Genomic DNA, 16,224 nt, shown 5'->3' on the forward strand with positions numbered 1-16,224 from the left:
GACGATTAAACAATCAAGACTTACACCTGGCGTGCCAGTCCGCGGGGACGCAGCACTAACAGCACCTTTCTCGCACCGTCACGGTCCTGCACGCTCTCAGCACGGTATAGTCACGCTCGTGCACATTTCGGGCGACGCCGACGCGGCGGACCTGCGCGGCGTAGAAATGATTGAACGGCGTCCGCACAATGACTCGCTGAGACGCCTCCATGATGATATACGCCAACTGCTTGACGCCAATCACTCGACCTTGCTTTACCACGGTTGGCCCCACGCACGCTTCGTTACCAAGCACGCCATGGAACTGGCGCAGAGTCACGACGCAGACGAGGAAATTGTCGGGTCGGCTGCGCTTGTGCACGATCTGAACTACCTCATTCGGCCCAACTCTGAGCCGACCGTAGGAGCGGGACTCATTGCGAAGCGAATGAAAATAGCAGGATATAGCCCCTCTCAAGCGAAAAAAGTCATCCAAATAGTGGATGAAGCCAATCTGACTACAAGGGGACCGAAGATCTCTATTGAGGCCGCCTGTCTGTCAGATGCAGACACTCTCTTTAAGGCGCTACCCTTCACGCCACTACTTCTAGCCCCGGCCTATCTAGCCGAGAATCAAGTCACACTGCGCGACCTGGCGATGCGAATTGTCACCGAGCAGGAAGGCCGACTTAAGGAGGGATATTACTTCTACTTCAGCGAGATGAAAGAGCGCTATACCGTTTGGGCACGAGAGAACATCGCAATGTGGAAGCGAGTATCGGACGCCCTCGCCGATGAAGAGCTCTCCTGCCTAGCAGAGCAATTGTACACGCTACATAAAGGGCTCTGGAATGTTCAATGATTTAGCCAGCATACGCGTCAGGCGATTCCTGTATTTGTCGAGCGCGTTGCTTCTCGTCATCGCCATCGGAACTCGCATTCTACTTGGCGGCGAAGGCGGCAAAAGACAGGTCTTTCGAGAGCTCACGTCAAGCATCGCTGGCGCAATTATTGTATGGGCTCTAAGTATAATCTTCCTAGGAATCTTCCTGGCGAGGGAAAAGCAAGCACATGAAACACGGGTCATTGACGGTGACGCCAGCGCTAAGCAGTTCTCACGTCTGGCCGCCGACTCTACTATCTGGTATCACCATGGACAGATAGGTCGTTGGGTGCGCGAGAACGTCGTTCCGGCCTTCATACTACGATCTGCGCGAAGCCCCGCGCCGCTTCGATTGATAGTAATTCTACTCGACCCGAGACTCGATGACGCGTGCAAGGCACACGCCGATAGGCGAAATTCTCGACGACGCAGGGAGCCATTTCCTTTCACGGCGCGGCACATTAAAATCGAGATTGCCTCAACCGTCCTGTCCTTGGCCAAAGCCAAAGCGACCATTTCAAGCTTTGAAGCCCGAGTATTCGTGACCGACTTAGATAATCCGTTCAGAATCGACCTGTGCGACAGTTACGGATTTGTCACACACGAGGACCAGACCGCTCCTGCTTTCGGTTTTGAAGCAGACAGCCCGTACTTTGCGACGTCCTGCTCCTATTTTGAGAAGTTCAAATCAATGAACGCGCGTGAGATAAATCTTGACTCTGTTGGGCCACAACTCGCCGCCATAGACGCACACAGTGTGCAGGACATACTCACGATATTGCAACTCGACTTTCCCGAATTGTCGGATAATTCAACTCAGGCTGACATCGTGAAGAAAGTCGAGGATGTCGTTCGATGAAAGGACCGAAATGCCGCGTACGCTGGATTCCTTGACCTCTCAAATTGCTCAAGATGATTCGCTACTCGGAGACGATCGAGTCATATTGCAGCTCTTGCAATTTGCCGCACGCCGGTTATCCGAGGTCCATGTTTATCGTCACGAAAATGGATTTGTAAAAGTTACGCTAGGATCCTCTTTTAACCGGCAAATCCGTGTTCACTTGTGGGATCAGGAGCGCGACTGGTCGGTAAGTAACATTCACTCTCATCGACACCCTATTTTGAGTAGAATTGTCGCTGGCTCTTTCGAAGAAACTAGGTGGCTACCTCACGCTTCTGGTGTCAGTCTCCGATGTTACGCGTTTAAGCCCGGTACTCCTGGCCAGTTGGAACTCGCGGAATGCGGCTCGATTTCGCTTCGGTCCGCTGCAGCCAGGGTTCGGCTGGCCGGCCATCTGTACTCAATTCCGGTGGACGAATTTCATACCGTGCGACCTTTGGCCCTTCCGACAATAACGGTTTTTACGCAGGACCTGAGCGTCTACAACGAAGCAATGGTAGCGTCCGATCGGTTGCTATTCGCAGTTAGGCGACCGCAGCTAATGGAAGCCAGCGAGCGAAAAGCGGTTCACAACATCTTGTCCGAGCAGATCTCGCTGATCCAACTCAATCTAGATGATAGGCGGTTTGAGTGAGAGCCCATATTTTTATACCATGGTATTCGCATGATCTAGGTCGGGCGTCATGGGCGGGCGTATTGGCGCGGGAACTTGCAAGGCAAGCCAAAGACGTTTGCGGCGGTTCCTACATGATCCACCTTCATGTCAATGGTGAGCATTGCAAGTCTACTCTTGCCATTCTAATGACATACCTGAAGGCAGAGATTCCGCTGATGACTTCAGCTATGCCATTCGCGGATAAGCGTGCAGCAATCCGTTATGGGGCGGAAGTCGCTCTGGACTCGCATTCGGAAATCCTCGTCGTCGTTGACAACGACATCGTGATTCCGGGCGACGCACTGGAATCCCTCGTGGCAGCCTTCCGTACCTCCGCTTCCGGCGCTGCATGCGCGACGAAAGCTCCTCTAACTGGTTTCTGGTCTACACCCTTCCAGCTCCTCTATTCCTATGCTGTCCAGCAGAGCTTTTGCCATGATCTATTTCCAAAAAGGGGGACAGGATCTTTTTACGCAGTCGATCCCGCGATCGCGCATTCCGTTATGTCATATAGCGAAATAGGGGACACTGCTATGCTTGCCCGGATCGGCGCAACCCTATCCAGTGTTGTAGTGCAGTCTCCATATGCTGACAATATCGACGCGGAAATTGATCGCCGTGCCCGTCACTGGCTTGCTTCGAGTCGTGATGGATATTTCCGTTTTCACGCCGATCCAAACTTCGCGGACGATGCGATGACGATCAAGATTCCAAATTCCGTCGATAGGCCCCGCTTTCGCAACTCGATTCGCTTGTGGCGACGAGTTCACGAAGAAGCTGCCGTGAAGGCAGCCTCACGCAAGTGACTTCTATGCTAGTTGTACGGCGGGTGAAAAGGCAGAAGTTCAGAAGCTTGCCATGTATGGGTACTTCCGACGTTTTCACCCTCCCAGATCACCCAGCATGTATCGCCGCCAAATTCTACGATCCAGTCACGGCACGCTCCACATGGCGGTATTCCTTCGTGGTCAGAAACGATCGCAATGGCGTCTAACGCCATGTGGCCAGCAGAAAGCATTGCGGCAATTGCGGTGACTTCGGCGTGTAGGTCACATGTATGAAATTTTTGCTGTATGTTACATCCAATGAATATCGCGCCATTTTTGCTTAGCACCGCAGCTCCAACGCGCCGGTTGCCTCGGACGCGAGCGTGACGACGGGCGCTCCATGCGCTCTGGAGGAGCGAGTGCGAGATGGTCTCATCCACGCCGTCAAGCGTAAGGTCGCGATGGGGCAGGGCTCGAGCGTTTTCAGATGACGAGACCGGCCCATGCTCTGCCGCAGTCCCAACCGGTCTATGGTGCGGCGGAGTTCGTCGGAGGTGTATTCCGCTCCGCGGTCGGAGTGCACGATGCAGCGGGGCCGGAGCCGGCCGCGGCCGGCCGCCATGGCCAGGGCGTCGACGACCAGGGTGGCGCGGTGGTGGTCGGCCATCGAGTAGCCGACGATCTCGCGGGTGGCCAGGTCCAGCCAGGTCGCCAGATACAGCCAGCCCTCACCGGTGGGGATGTAGGTGATGTCGCCGACCAGTCTGGTCCCCGGCGCGCTCGCGGTGAAGTCGCGGCCGATCAGGTCGAGGGCGGGCACGGCCTTCTTCGCCGGGCGGGTCAGGCTCTTGCGCTTGCGGCGGGTGACGCCGGTGATGCCGCAGTCACGCATGACCCGCTCGATGCGCTTGTGGTTGATCCGGTGGCCGAGCCTGCGCAACCCGGCGTGGATACGCGGGACCCCGTAGGTCGCCCGCGAGGCGACGTGCAGGACCGTGATCTCGTGGGCCAGGGCCTCATCGGCGGCCCGGCGGGCGGCGCGGGCCTTCTCGCCGGCCAGCCAGGCGTAGAAGGAGGACCGGGCCACCTTCAGCAGCCGGCACAACAGAGCGACACCGTGGGTGGTCTTCTCCGCCTCGATGAACGCATACACCTCGTTCATCGATCGCTCTCCTGCGCGAAGAAGACCGCCGCTTTTCGCAGCACCTCGATCGTCTCGGCCTGCTCACGGTTCTGCCGCCGCCACCGCCGCAACTCTTCCCGCTCCGCGCTCCTCAGCTCACCCGCCGCCCCCTGGCCACGGTCGACCGTGTCCTGCTTCACCCAGTTCCGCAGGCCCTCCGCGCTGACACCGAGCTCCCGGGCCACCACCGCGACACTCCTGCCGGAGGAATGGACCAGCGCGACCGCGTCCCGCTTGAACTCCTCCGAGTACCGCCTGCTGCGGCTGTTGCTGTTTCCCACCTGGCACTACTTCCTCCGGGATCTCACATCCCAGTCTCCAGGTGTCCAACATCAAGGGGAAGCTTCACTTTCCTGACCGCCCTGATCCTTCTCCTCCCCCTGGGTTTTGTTGTCTTCGCCCAGGTCGATACCTCCGAGGCCTACGTCGCCCTCGGCTTTGGAGCCTCGGCTCTCCTACTCGGGCCCTATCACGCAACACCAGAACTAATCGCAGGGCGTCTCAGTCTCCACCGTCGGGCGCGCGCCGGTGATTTGGTGCTCGGACTGGTGCTCGGGACGACGACCGGCATGTGGTTCGGGCTTATCGCCTTCACAATTGCCGGGCTGCCAGTCGGGCTGATGTTCGGGCGAACGGCCGGAGAGACAGCTGTGTTGGGGACGGGGCTGGCATGCGGGCTGGCAACCGGGGTGCTATGCGTGCTGTTCGTACTGTCAGGAGCGCTGGCCACAGAAAGCTCTGCGGCCAAGCCAGGCGTGATCATCGGCGAGAACGTACAACTTGGCCTGACGGTGGGCCTGGTGGCTGGGCTGACCGTCGGGATGGTGTGCGGGCTGGCGGTCGGATTGTGGTTTGGCCTGGCCGTCGGCCTGGCCGCCTGCCTCGCGGGCATCCTAGTGGGCGGGGACGCTGCGTGGCGGTACCTGGTGTTCTTGATGTGCGCGCGGAGGCGAGTGCCGTTCCGGCTAGCGCGTTTCCTCGACTGGAGCTGCGACATAGGGTTGATGCGCTACTCAGGCCCGGCTTACCAGTTCCGACATCGCGAGCTACAGCTGTGGCTCACCACCCACCCGGTCCCGGTTGCCTGACCCGTTGGCCGTCAGCATTTCCGGGAATCAGTCAGCGACAGACCGTGCCCCGCAGCCCGGCGCGGAGCAAGCTACCGCCGCCGGTTGGCATCGGTCGGTGTACCGCACCCCAGCCCTCTCCAAGACGACATCCTCATTTGACCAGCCCGCGGCCCGACGCTCAGCCTGCCAAGAGCTGCGCTTACTCGCCAGTTGCAACGCAGTCACACCGAGGCTGTCGGCTCGCTCGCGTTCAGGTGCCCTACAGGTCGAAGTCGAGATGCTCGATGTCGGTGAAGCGGACTTCCTCCAGGCTTCCGGCGCGGCGGCCGCCGTCCTGGAAGTACACGTCCTTGAGCGCTTCGGCGGCGATCTCCTGCAGGCGCTGGTCGCCAGCGCCCTGCTGCTGGGCGTCGAAGAGCCGGGCGGCGTACTGCGGAGGCAGCGCGATGGTCAGGTGCCGGATCCGGGCGTCGTCAGTGGAGCCGACCGGTGCGGTGTAGCCGATGCGGGCCCGGGTGTCGATGACGATGCCGCCGGTGGTCGCCGCCCTCTCTCTCGCCTTGGCGCGGACCTGCGGCTGCCACCGCTTCGTCACCTCGTTCTCCAGGCGGGCGGCGAGGTCCGGGCGGGGCTTTTTGATCTGGCCCTTCACGTACCGTTCGACGGTGCGCTGGGAGACCCGCAGCATCTGGGCGACGGCACGGGTGCCCTTGAGCTGCTTGACCAGGTATCGCATCTGCGCGCCGGCCGACTTCGGGATCGGGCGCGTGAACGCCCGCTGCACCGCCTTGTCCAGGCCTTCCCCGAACATGCTCATCGGGTCTACTCCCCGTTGTCCTGGCCGGTGACCTGGCCGTCCTTGATGTACCGGGCCAAGTTGAGATCCTGGCCGTACTGCTCATGCAGGCCTTCGCCCCACAGCACGCTCTGGGTACCCTCCCACTTCACCAACCCCGGGTTCACCCCGAGTTTGAAGCCGCCGGGGAGGGGCTTGCTGGCGCGGTAGGGCAGGAAGTCCAGCGGGCTGGTCCCGTCGGCCGCGTAGACGGCGCAGTCGGAGAGGATCGCGACCGGGTACTGGCCGGTGAACGCGGCGTGCTTGACGATCTTGCGGTGCATGTTGGTGCGCGTGCGGGAGATGACGGCCGCGCGGATGTCGGGGCGCCATGTCGGCCGGGACAGGGCCCGCCACGGCTGACCGGGTTTCCAGCCCTCGCCGCGGGGCCGCTCACGGAGCTTGCCGATGCCGCCCTTGACGGTCGCCTTGATCGCGGACACCACGATCGCCAGTTCCGGGTCGCGCTGCCGGTAGCCGTCCATCGCCGCCAGGAACTCCTCCGGCGGCAGGTCGGCGGTGACCCCGAGGTCGGCCATCGTGGCGATGTAGGCGTCACGCAGCCGGTTGTACCAGCCGTCCATGTAGCGGCCGTTGTCGTACCGCACCCAGGCCTCGGTGGGGTGGACCTCGTAGCCGAGCTCGGCGGCATAGGCGACGGTCGGGGTGGCGTACCAGGCCGGGCCCTGGGGGCGCTCGCCCTTCGGGGTGAACGGGCTGGGCAGCAGGGCGCCGTCCAGCTCCGTCCACTCCTTGCCGACCTTCACCTTCGACAGGTCGACGTGGGAGAGGTCCACCAGCCACGCGCCGGGCAGCTTGGCATCGAAGGCCGGCTGCTTGAGGTGCGTCGGCTTGCCGAGGCCCACAACCAGTCCGTTGGCTCCGGCGGCGAAGGCCATGTTCACGTCGATGCCCACCAGGTGCCGGCGCAGGCATTCGGCGTCAGTGAGCGGCCGCGCCCAGTCATAGGCTTCCTCGAACAACTTCTCTTCGGGGCCGCGGACGTGGAACCGGGGCAGGTCGGCGAGCAGCGGGTGCCCGTCGGGGGCCTCGCACGGCGCGCAGTCCATGGGGTGCGTGCCCAGGCTGCCGGGGTTGTGCTCGGAGTGCCGCTTGCCCGTCGCGTCCGGTGCGGAGGCGCGGGTCGGCGGGTGCAGGGCGGTCATCAGCTCCAGGCCGGTGACGGCGGTCGACCCGCGCGGCGTCATCACCCGGGACGCGTACGTGCCCAGGACCCGGGCGAGTTCCGGCGGCGGAAGCTGGGCGGCCTCGCCCCAGTGGCGGGAGTCGAGGGCGTGCCAGGAGGGGATGCACAGCTGGACGCAGGCGCGTTCGGAGCCGCGGGCCGGGCGGTAGATCCGCGCCCACGGCCCGAAGCCGCGCTTAGTGAGCTTCCACTCCGCGCGGGCCAGCTGCTTGATGACCTTGTGGCCTTCCGGGATCCGACCGGCGAGCCGCTCCTCATCGGTGAGGGTCACGGGCAGGCCGTAGCGCTTGCACGCGGCTTCGGTGAGCACGAGCAGTGGGTCTGAGTCCTTGCCCGGCCCGGACAGCTTCGGCGCCCCGAGCCTTGCCTCCTTGAGGGTCCAGTCCACCAGGGCCGGGAGCGACTTCGCGGGCACGTCCAGGACCAGGCCGCCGACGCAGTACGCCAGCACCTGCCCGCCTTCGACGTCGACGACCGCAAGCGGCCCGTTCTCAAAACGCGCATCACCGCCACCGGTCGAGGTGCCGGCCGGGGTCAGCTTTCTCGCCGCCGTGCGCCGTGGGGGCGACGACGTTCTGGTCGTCCGGGCCGGCCGCGGCCCGGCGACCGGCGCAGGCGGAGGGGCACCACCGGCGGTATGGGGCTGGGCGTTCTCCGCCGTGGTCACCGCCTCGGTACCAGGGGGCTCGGCCGGCGTTTCCGGCGCCGGGGTGGGGGCAGCGGTGAAGGTTTCCGGCGTCGTGGTCTCCCGCGCAGGCGTGGCGCTTTCGACGGGGGCCGGGTAGAGCTCCGCGAGCTGTGCCAACAGTCGTGCATACGCATTGCGTTCCGGCGGTCGTGGTTCGGTCTTGCCGGACTCCCAGCCGCTGACCGTGGCCCGACGTACCTTCAAGGCCGCGGCCACTTCATCGACCGTCAGGCCGTGGGCCTTGCGCAGTCGCTTGCGCTCCTCCGGCAGCGGCAGCGGGGCACGGGACGCGATAAGAGCGTCGACTGCGTCGAACAACTCGGACATGGGGACCTCCACCGACAGCCTAGCGTACAAATCGCGTACGCTTTGCGACCTTATTCCGTACGTTCTGCGTTCTCTGGCGGTGGAGGTGTCCCGTGTCATCGCGTTCGACGGCATGCCACCCGAGGCGCGCTCAGGGCGGGCTTTGGCTGCGGCCGAGCAGCCGCAGTTTCTCGCCTCCGGCGGGGTGGCTACGCCCACAGGCCGGTGGGGGCGCTCAAGTCAGCCTTCTCAGCGCTCCTCTGTGGGAGCGATCTCGGCCTCGTACAGGGTGGCGACTTCCCGCATCGCCGACGCACGGGTAGCGCGAACGAGGAATTGCTGCACCGCCCGAGCCAGCTGCTTCTCCTCGCCAGCGGTCAACCCGGCCGGGATGTCGCTGGCGAGGCGAGCAGCGGCGTCAGCGATGTCCTGGGCTTCGCGGGCGAGAACGGCGTGCTCGCGGTTGAGCATGCTGGCGGCCATACGGGCCGCCTGGGACTCAGGCATGGTCTGCGTTTTCGGTGGCGTCGCGTTCGGCGGTTCTCACGTCGTGGGGGTCAAGCAGGACGTTGACTTCGGCTTCGCCGTTTGGCCCGAGGTCCCATTGGACGGCGACGACGAGCCAGAAGGAGTCCTCGTCCTCGTCGTTGAAGAGGCGGAACGTGTCCCCGATGCGAGGTACGGCGGGAAGGGTGCAGGGCCGGCCGTCCTCGTCCCCGACGAACAACATGACCTTCACGTTGCCGGCGGGCTGTACGGCGTGGGCGGGGCCGATGACTGCCACGGTCCGGCCGTGCCGGGTGAGGTGGGTGACTTGGCCAGTGGTGCGGGCGTGATCGGCGATGTCGCCAAGTCGTGCACGGGCGGCCTCAATACCCAAGGTCTTCTCCATGAACAAACCTTAAGGACTGTAAGAAACGGGGGTCAAGGTCTTTACCTGCGCCTGTCGGACGCGCGCCCCTCCGCGGAGGTTTTCCGTTCAGTTCGACTCGGTGGTTGCAGGCCGCGTCCAGCAGTTCCTGCGGCGTGCCGTCTACGCACACCAGGTGCATCCGGTATGACCACGGAAATGATCATCGCGATGACGCCTGCGGCCCTGTACCGGCACCGCCGCTGTCGTGCGGCCGTCATAAGCTGTGCGCCATGGGGGCGGATTCTTCTTTGATCCAGAGTTTGCGTACGGCAGTTGAGGCGGCGCCCGGTGACGTCCCGCTGCGTCTGCATCTCGCGGAGTTGCTGCTGGCCGCGGGGCAGTCCGACGCGGCGGTTACCGAGGTGGCGGTCGCGCTGCAGCACGCGCCGGGCGACGCACAAGCCCGTCAGCTCATGGCCCGCGCCATGGGCGCACCGGCTCCAGCGCCGGCGCCGGGGACCGCCACGGAGCCCGAACCCGCGCCAGCGCCTGAGCAGGCCGTGGCATCCGCGGCTGGCTCTGAGGCGCGGGAGGGTTTCGACTGGCGGGCCGCAGAGGACCAGGTCGGTGATGTCGTCCCGCCCCGGTTCGTCGAGGCTCCGCTCACCGTCGACGGCAGCGGGGACCCGGGGGACGCCTCCGCCTGGGACGTGGACGCGCCCGGTACCGTGCGGCTCGCGGACGTCGGCGGGATGCAGGAGGTCAAGGACCGTCTGGAGGCCGCGTTCCTCGCGCCCCTGCGCAATCCCGAGCTGCGGAAGCTGTACGGCAAGAGCCTGCGCGGCGGGCTGCTGCTGTACGGTCCGCCCGGCTGCGGCAAGACCTTCATCGCCCGCGCCGTCGCCGGGGAACTCGGTGCGAGTTTCCTGTCCGTGTCGGTCAGCGATGTGCTCGACATGTGGATCGGCAACTCCGAGCGCAACATGCACCAGGTCTTCGAGGTCGCGCGCCGTCAGGCACCGTGCGTGGTGTTCCTGGACGAACTGGACGCGCTGGGCGCCAAGCGCAGCCGTACCCACCACAGCGGCATGCGCAACACCGTCAACCAGTTGCTGACCGAGCTGGACGGCATCGACCCGAGCGCCAATGAGGGCGTCTTCGTACTGGCCGCCACCAACGTCCCCTGGGATGTGGACATCGCTCTGCGCCGCCCGGGCCGCCTGGACCGGACCCTGCTCGTGCTGCCTCCCGACACCGCGGCGCGCGAGGCGATCCTCCGCTATCACCTGCGGGACCGGCCGATCGAGTCGGTCGATGTGGGCAAGCTGGCCAAGATCACCGAAGGGCTGTCCGGGGCGGACCTGGCGCATCTGTGCGAAGCGGCGGCCGAGAGCGCGCTGCTGGACTCCGCCCGCACCGGGACCGTCCGCATGATCGGCATGAAGGACCTGCTGAACGCGGCGAAGGCCGTCGTGCCGTCCACCGAGCCGTGGTTCGCCGCCGCCCGCAACGTGGCAATGTTCGCGAACGAGGGCGGGATGTACGACGACCTGGTCGCCTACCTGAAGCGGAAGCGCAAGCTGTGAGCCTTCACCCGCTGACCCAGCAGGCGGGCGCGCTGATCGAGCTCGGGCGGTACGAGGACGCCAAGTCCCTGCTCGCCCGCCGCCTCGCGGAAGACCCCGGCGAGGTGCGCGCCTGGACCCGGCTGGCGCGCTGCCACATGAACGCCGGTGAGCACGGGGAGGCGCTCGCCGCGCTCGACGAAGGGCTGAGGGTCGCGCCGGAGGACCTCGACGCGGTCGACCTGCGCGCCCGCGTCCTGCGTAGCCTGGGGCGCCGGGACGAGGCGCGGCAGGCCGCGCGCGAGGCGGTTCGCATCGATCCCCAGTGGTGGGGCGCGTACGCGCTCCTGGCGGAGCTTCTGTGCTTTCCCCCGAACCCGGACACGTGGGGCGAGGGTGTCTCCATGGCCGAGGAGGCGGTACGTCTCGCCCCGGAAGAGGTCGGCGCGTACGAGACGCTGTGGAAGCTCGCCGCAGTGGCCGGGAACGACGAGGTGACGGACGCCCTCGAGCGCCACATCCTGTCCCTGGACCCCACGCACGAGCTGGCCCTGTCCCAGCAGACCGCCAAGGCCGCGAAGACCCCGGGTGTGAAGGCGTCCCAGGCCGCCAGCCAGTATGCCGACGCACTCGCCGCTGTCCCCGGATCGTCGTCGCTCAGCAGAGGACTCGATCAGGCCACCTACCGCCTGCTGCGCGGCTTTCGGTGGCTGGCGCTGATCTGTCTGCTGCTCGCCGGCGCGATGGTGAACCTCTTCCCCGCCGAGGGCGAGGCGCCGGAGCTGCCAGTGTCCCTCGCCACCCGCGTGTGGGTCGTGGTGCTCATGTCGGCGATCTGGGCGTTCGGCGCCTGGCGCCGCTACCGCAGACTGCGCGCGGGCGTACGGCTCAACATCCGCTCCCTGGTCCGCCGCGGCTTCTGGGCCCGCATCGTGCTGGCCCAGGCCGCCTGGGCCATGCTCTGCGCACTGCTGATCTCACAGGTTCCGTGGAGCGACCGCCCGATTCCCCAGATGCTCTTCTGGGCCGGCATCGCGCCCATCGCGGCCACCGTCTGGTTCGACCGCAAGAAGCGGAAGTGAGGAGTGGCAGCCTCGGCGGACCAGGCGGCCGCGGCCAGGGCGGCTACACCAAGGCCTCGGTCCGGTTCCCGGTAGCGCACGCCAGCCCGGCCGGCCCTTTCCTGTCCGCAGCGGTGGGGCACTGAGCGGCTTCGGTCCATGTCTCCATACCGACGACGTGGACATCGGCTGTAGGTCCGCGACTGATCGCCATACGGCAGACCATCAGGGTTGGCATGCTGGGCGGATGTTACGACGCATGAAGCCCCGTGCGCTGGGCGCGTACCGGTATTGGTCACAGCGCAGGGTCGAGGAATTCGCCGGGGCGAACGGGATCGACCTCAGCCGCAAGAAGCACGCCTACACCAGCCCGCAGATCCCGTGCGTGGGGCAGTGGCAGACCACCAGGGAACGCATGGAACGTACCCGGTACGAGATCACCCAGCAGATCACCAGAAAGGTGGGGCACATCGCGGACAGGGCTCTCACCGAACCGCCGCGGGCGTGGGTTGCCTCCGGTAAGGGGGAGGTGGAGTTCGCCCTCTACTCAGGCGCGGCGCCCCGCCCTGAAGTTCTCCTTCACACCCGTGACCGCGATGCCGCCGGGCGGCGCGTCGACGTCATTCTGTTCGGGAGCCTCGACAACACCGGCTACCGCCCGGGCGACGCGGAAGGCCCAGGACACACCCCGTCGTCCTGGTGGGCCGTGCGGGACCTTCTGGCTTCACGCGGACGCGAGCACGGGTGGGGCGACGACGAAGAGATGGCCGTGGAGGCCCTGGCAATCGCGCTCGCCCCTGGAGAAGGGGGCCCCCGCGCAGAAGGGGAGCCAAGGGAGTCCACCCTCGCCAGGGTGGCCGACTGCCACTGGTGCGCAGAGGTCTACCTGGATATCGAACTGGACCACGACCGGTGGCATCCGATCGGTGAACCCGGCATGGAGGACGTGCACCGCATCGTTGTGGGGGCACCGATGTGGGCCCGCGTCGGTGGCCAGGTGCCCATCCGGCGGCCGCACCGGTGGTGGTCACGCCGCCGGAGACCCTCGAGCGGGAGCGCGTCGAATGCTGGGAGTGCGAGGCCCCCCACCCGGCCGTGATGTTCCTGAGGGGCCGGGCTTGGAACGCACGGTGTTCTGCCGCCGGAGAAGCCTGGAACACATGAAGCTTCCGCCTTGGCCGAACGGAACCCGCCTTTCTCTCAGCAGGGCTTCGGGGAAGCGCTGAACGAGCGCCTCGATCGGCCGGTCCGAGGGGTGTGCCAACCACGGGGTATGGCACACCCCCAACCAGGAGATCGGCACCTTGGTCTTCTGGGAGGACGCCACCCGCGAAGTCACGAAGGGAGGGTCTCCCGTGGCGTGGTGAGGGTTACCAGGTCGGCCTCCACCGGTCTCAGCGCCGGGCTTCCCACCACAGGATGATCAAGGTTACAGCGCCGCTGCCGAGCTTGTAGGCCGCGCCCTGCAGGAACTGGGAGGGGAGGTTGTGGCCACGGCCTCCTGCCCGTTTCCGCAGGTAGCAGGTGGTGTTGGTGCGCCACCTGCCCATGCGGGCTAAGTGCTTGGGCCGGCGTTTGGCGTTACTCTCCTCCATACGGAGTTCCTCTCGTAGATGAGCGTGCTGGAACACCGCGCAGGGAGCCCTCCCAACTCAGTGGCCTAGGAAACCCGTTGGGGACCAGGGCTCTTCTGTGCGTTCAGGGGAGTCTAGCGACGGGCCTTAACGTCCAGAATCCTCGCCACTCTTCGCCGGAGGAGTGCGACACCGAGCGAAACCAGGGGAACCCCAGGGAAACCGCGCGACCGCAGCATTTGTGGCGAGCATCACAGATTGGTCCGGTCTGGTGGCTCCGCGTTATCGGCGGGTGGAGTCGTGACTTCGGACCACGAGGCGGCGATTGGGCGCTGGACGGTGATGCACGAGTTGGCCCTGATGCCAGCCAGGCGGTTGACCCCTCGAGGCTGCCGGTTGGTGCGCCGGCAGGGCTGAACCGGTCCGGCGCACGTACGTCGCGACGGCTTCCAGAGGGAGAGGGGGACTGTCCGGAACCTTGGGAGCCGAGAGCGTCGTCAGTAACCGTGCAGCCGGTGCCGCACCGCCCGCGCCCCAGGCAGGTGAGGTGGCGCAAGTGCAGGCAGGAGACGGCAGCGCGGTGGCCGGCCCTGGCGGCGACTACCACTGAAACGGGACCGCTGTCGTCGCCGTGCGGCTGACGCCCTCTTCCGGATTACTGCGCGTTATCGGACAATCACGGCGTTGCCCGGTGGTGGAGTGGGGAGGGCGTCGTGGGGGTGCTTTGGAAACTGGAGCCGGCGACGGCGGCCAAGCATCGGCTCTACCAGCGGTACCTGGATGCGTGGTGGCCGATCCTGCTGCAGACCTCGCAGCGCACCGGGTACACCCGTCCCCGGGTGACGTTGCTGGACGCGTTCGCCGGCCCAGGCCGGTACGAGGGCGGTGAGCCCGGCTCGCCGGTGTTCATCCTGGACCGCCTCTTGCACCACAACGCTGTCGAACGGATGCACCTGAGTCCGCAGCGGGTGCATTTGGTCTTCATCGAGAAAGACCGCGCCCGCTACGAGCACCTGATTTCCGAACTCGCGGGCCGGTTCGGCCCGCTGGACCGGCTGCCGGTGCGGGTGGAGGTCCGGCGCGGGGAAGCCGGGCGGGACAGCCTGCCGCTGCTGACGGAGCTGGGTGCCTGGGGTCATCCGATTCTCGGGATCTTCGACAGCTGGGGCAGCGTGAACGTACCGCTGGAGGTGATGCGGCGGATCGCCTGTAACCGGTCCAGCGAGGTCATCACCACTTTCGGGCCGAACTGGTTCAGCCGCCGCGAGGAGCTCAACGCGGAGGTCCTGGACGCGGTCTTCGGCGGCCGTGATCACTGGAGGCCGGCTGCCGAGGAGGCGCGGCCGGATGAGCGGTGGCGGGCCTGGCTGGGCACCTACCGGGCCGCGCTGCAGCGGGCGGGCTTCGGCTACCAGCTGCAATTCCAGCTGGTCCCTCGCACCGGGCAGCCTCTCTACCTGGTCTTCGGCACCGGCAGCGACGCCGGCTTGAAGGCGATGAAAGAGGCGATGTGGAAGGTTGACGATCGCGACGGTGAGAGTTTCCGCGATCCGCGCACCCGAGGAGCCGAGGCGATCGGACAGCTCGATCTCTTCCAGGCCGGCGGAGCTCTCGACCCGGAGCTGCAGGAACTGGTCACGCAGCGACTCAAGCTGGGCAGCGCCACGGTGGAGGCGCTGGGTAGATGGCTGCTGACCGAGACGGCCCGCTGGATGCCCACGCACGCGCTGAGGGCAGTACGGCTGATGCGCGAGGACGGCTCCGTCGTCGTCCAGTCGGCAGGCAAGCTGACCAGCAAGAGCCAGGTCGGTCTGCCGGCCGCGGCCGACGCGGGCTCCATGCTCAGGCGGGCGCCCGGTTCCTGACCGCGGGGTAGTCGCGCACCTGCAGGGCAGCCGGGAACCGCTCGATGTCCTTGTGGTGCGCCTTGTCCCAGCACGAGCCGAGCTGCTTGACGAAGGGCGCTGTTCCGGACCGCCGACACTGCTCGACGATATCGGCGGCCCAGCGGAGGTCCATCGGCCGGGCACCGGGGCCCGACTCGCCGCCGATAATCGCCCAGTCGATGCCGGAGAGGTCCAGACCCGCAAGGGGCCCCAGGAGCGGCTCGCACGACAGAAACCGCACCGCCGCCGGCACCAGCCGCAGATCGTCCACGCGCGGCAACTCCTTGGCGGTTTCGACGGATACCCCCATCCACAGATTCGCCGGCCATTCGAGCCGGTCGGCGACCTGCCGCAGCCGCCGCGCCCGCTTGGTCAGGACCTGGTAGGTGTGCTGCGGCGTGGAAGCCATGACGTCGAATACGCGCCGCACGTAGTCCAGCGGGACCCGGGCGTGGAACAAGTCGCTCATGGAATTGACGAACACCGTACGCGGTGCGCGCCAGCCCAACGGCACGGTCAGCGCCTGTGGGTGCACGGTCAGCCCGAAGCCGGGACCCGAGGTCCGCGGATCACCGTCATTCTGGTACTTCGCCGACCCCATCGCCTTCAACCGCTTGGCCAGCGTGAGGGCGTAGCAGTTGTCGCAGCCGGCCGACACCCGGTCGCACCCCGTCGTGGGGTTCCAGGTCGCCTCGGTCCACTCGATCGAGCTGCGGTCGCTCACCGGTGCCTCCCTCATGCCCGCGGTGAACTGGCCCGCGGCGCGCTGCCTAACGATGCCCGCTCGGCCGGAGTACCGGAGCACATACAC

The 16,224-nt window shown here is 65.8% G+C and carries 17 protein-coding genes; 8 read left to right on the forward strand and 9 right to left on the reverse strand.

All coding sequences use genetic code 11. From position 1 onward, the window contains the following. Nucleotides 1-118 precede the first annotated feature (118 nt). The 3 genes from LIX60_RS30810 to LIX60_RS30820 all read left to right on the forward strand — a co-directional run bounded on the left by LIX60_RS30810 (nucleotide 119) and on the right by LIX60_RS30820 (nucleotide 3,224). Nucleotides 119-841 carry an HD domain-containing protein gene (locus tag LIX60_RS30810; protein WP_227963031.1) on the forward strand — a complete coding sequence of 241 codons (723 nt, stop codon included), beginning with the start codon at nucleotides 119-121 and terminating at the stop codon, nucleotides 839-841. Next, a complete protein-coding gene (locus tag LIX60_RS30815; RefSeq protein ID WP_227963032.1) occupies nucleotides 831-1,721 on the forward strand; it encodes a hypothetical protein in 891 nt (296 codons plus the stop codon). The genes LIX60_RS30810 and LIX60_RS30815 overlap by 11 nt, the downstream gene beginning before the upstream one ends. An 843-nt stretch (nucleotides 1,722-2,564) precedes the next feature. Then, entirely contained in the window at nucleotides 2,565-3,224 is a 660-nt protein-coding gene (locus LIX60_RS30820) for a hypothetical protein (protein WP_227963033.1), read from the forward strand. Between the two features lie 8 nt (nucleotides 3,225-3,232). Here LIX60_RS30820 and LIX60_RS32020 read toward each other — a convergent pair whose 3' ends face one another. From LIX60_RS32020 to LIX60_RS30835, 3 genes are read right to left on the reverse strand one after another with little or no spacing between them, the layout of a single operon-like run. Further along, nucleotides 3,233-3,625, reverse strand: a complete 393-nt coding sequence (locus LIX60_RS32020; RefSeq protein ID WP_227963034.1) for a hypothetical protein — start codon at nucleotides 3,623-3,625, stop codon at nucleotides 3,233-3,235. After that, on the reverse strand, nucleotides 3,526-4,347 hold the full coding sequence (locus LIX60_RS30830; protein WP_227963035.1) for an IS3 family transposase: 822 nt from the start codon (nucleotides 4,345-4,347) through the stop codon (nucleotides 3,526-3,528). The genes LIX60_RS32020 and LIX60_RS30830 overlap by 100 nt, the downstream gene beginning before the upstream one ends. Beyond that, nucleotides 4,344-4,649, reverse strand: a complete 306-nt coding sequence (locus tag LIX60_RS30835; protein WP_227963036.1) for a transposase — start codon at nucleotides 4,647-4,649, stop codon at nucleotides 4,344-4,346. Before LIX60_RS30835 ends, LIX60_RS30830 begins: the two co-directional genes overlap by 4 nt. Before the next feature lie 255 nt (nucleotides 4,650-4,904). On the opposite strand from LIX60_RS30835, the gene LIX60_RS30840 reads away from it, so the two are divergent. After that, nucleotides 4,905-5,456: a hypothetical protein gene (locus LIX60_RS30840; protein WP_227963037.1), complete on the forward strand. Its 552-nt coding sequence runs from the start codon at nucleotides 4,905-4,907 to the stop codon at nucleotides 5,454-5,456. A gap of 241 nt (nucleotides 5,457-5,697) precedes the next feature. Here LIX60_RS30840 and LIX60_RS30845 read toward each other — a convergent pair whose 3' ends face one another. From LIX60_RS30845 to LIX60_RS30860, 4 genes are all read right to left on the reverse strand, one after another. Beyond that, nucleotides 5,698-6,255 (reverse strand): XRE family transcriptional regulator, encoded by a 558-nt coding sequence (locus tag LIX60_RS30845; protein WP_227963038.1) that lies wholly within the window; start codon nucleotides 6,253-6,255, stop codon nucleotides 5,698-5,700. Between the two features lie 5 nt (nucleotides 6,256-6,260). Further along, nucleotides 6,261-8,495: a DNA-binding transcriptional regulator gene (locus LIX60_RS30850; RefSeq protein WP_227963039.1), complete on the reverse strand. Its 2,235-nt coding sequence runs from the start codon at nucleotides 8,493-8,495 to the stop codon at nucleotides 6,261-6,263. A 228-nt stretch (nucleotides 8,496-8,723) separates the two neighbouring features. Beyond that, nucleotides 8,724-8,957 carry a hypothetical protein gene (locus LIX60_RS30855; RefSeq protein ID WP_227963040.1) on the reverse strand — a complete coding sequence of 78 codons (234 nt, stop codon included), beginning with the start codon at nucleotides 8,955-8,957 and terminating at the stop codon, nucleotides 8,724-8,726. Nucleotides 8,958-8,973: 16 nt separating this feature from the next. Continuing rightward, complete coding sequence (locus LIX60_RS30860; protein ID WP_227963041.1) at nucleotides 8,974-9,366, reverse strand: type II toxin-antitoxin system Phd/YefM family antitoxin; 393 nt, start codon at nucleotides 9,364-9,366, stop codon at nucleotides 8,974-8,976. A 251-nt stretch (nucleotides 9,367-9,617) separates the two neighbouring features. Here LIX60_RS30860 and LIX60_RS30865 point away from each other — a divergent pair, with 251 nt between their 5' ends. From LIX60_RS30865 to LIX60_RS30875, 3 genes are all read left to right on the forward strand, one after another. Next, a complete protein-coding gene (locus LIX60_RS30865; protein WP_227963042.1) occupies nucleotides 9,618-10,913 on the forward strand; it encodes a 26S protease regulatory subunit in 1,296 nt (431 codons plus the stop codon). Beyond that, nucleotides 10,910-11,974: a tetratricopeptide repeat protein gene (locus LIX60_RS30870; protein WP_227963043.1), complete on the forward strand. Its 1,065-nt coding sequence runs from the start codon at nucleotides 10,910-10,912 to the stop codon at nucleotides 11,972-11,974. Before LIX60_RS30865 ends, LIX60_RS30870 begins: the two co-directional genes overlap by 4 nt. Before the next feature lie 238 nt (nucleotides 11,975-12,212). Next, nucleotides 12,213-13,052 carry a hypothetical protein gene (locus LIX60_RS30875; RefSeq protein ID WP_227963044.1) on the forward strand — a complete coding sequence of 280 codons (840 nt, stop codon included), beginning with the start codon at nucleotides 12,213-12,215 and terminating at the stop codon, nucleotides 13,050-13,052. Nucleotides 13,053-13,347: 295 nt separating this feature from the next. Here LIX60_RS30875 and LIX60_RS30880 read toward each other — a convergent pair whose 3' ends face one another. Further along, complete coding sequence (locus tag LIX60_RS30880) at nucleotides 13,348-13,548, reverse strand: hypothetical protein (protein ID WP_227963045.1); 201 nt, start codon at nucleotides 13,546-13,548, stop codon at nucleotides 13,348-13,350. Between the two features lie 692 nt (nucleotides 13,549-14,240). Here LIX60_RS30880 and LIX60_RS30885 point away from each other — a divergent pair. Continuing rightward, the gene (locus LIX60_RS30885; RefSeq protein ID WP_227963046.1) at nucleotides 14,241-15,392 is read left to right on the forward strand and encodes a three-Cys-motif partner protein TcmP; all 1,152 of its coding nucleotides are present in this window, start codon (nucleotides 14,241-14,243) and stop codon (nucleotides 15,390-15,392) included. Here LIX60_RS30885 and LIX60_RS30890 read toward each other — a convergent pair. Next, on the reverse strand, nucleotides 15,370-16,137 hold the full coding sequence (locus LIX60_RS30890; protein ID WP_019712027.1) for a DUF5131 family protein: 768 nt from the start codon (nucleotides 16,135-16,137) through the stop codon (nucleotides 15,370-15,372). The two genes, LIX60_RS30885 and LIX60_RS30890, sit on opposite strands and share 23 nt — an antisense overlap. Nucleotides 16,138-16,224 lie beyond the last annotated feature (87 nt).

Source organism: Streptomyces sp. S07_1.15, assembly GCF_020739505.1.
Classification (GTDB): domain Bacteria; phylum Actinomycetota; class Actinomycetes; order Streptomycetales; family Streptomycetaceae; genus Streptomyces; species Streptomyces xinghaiensis.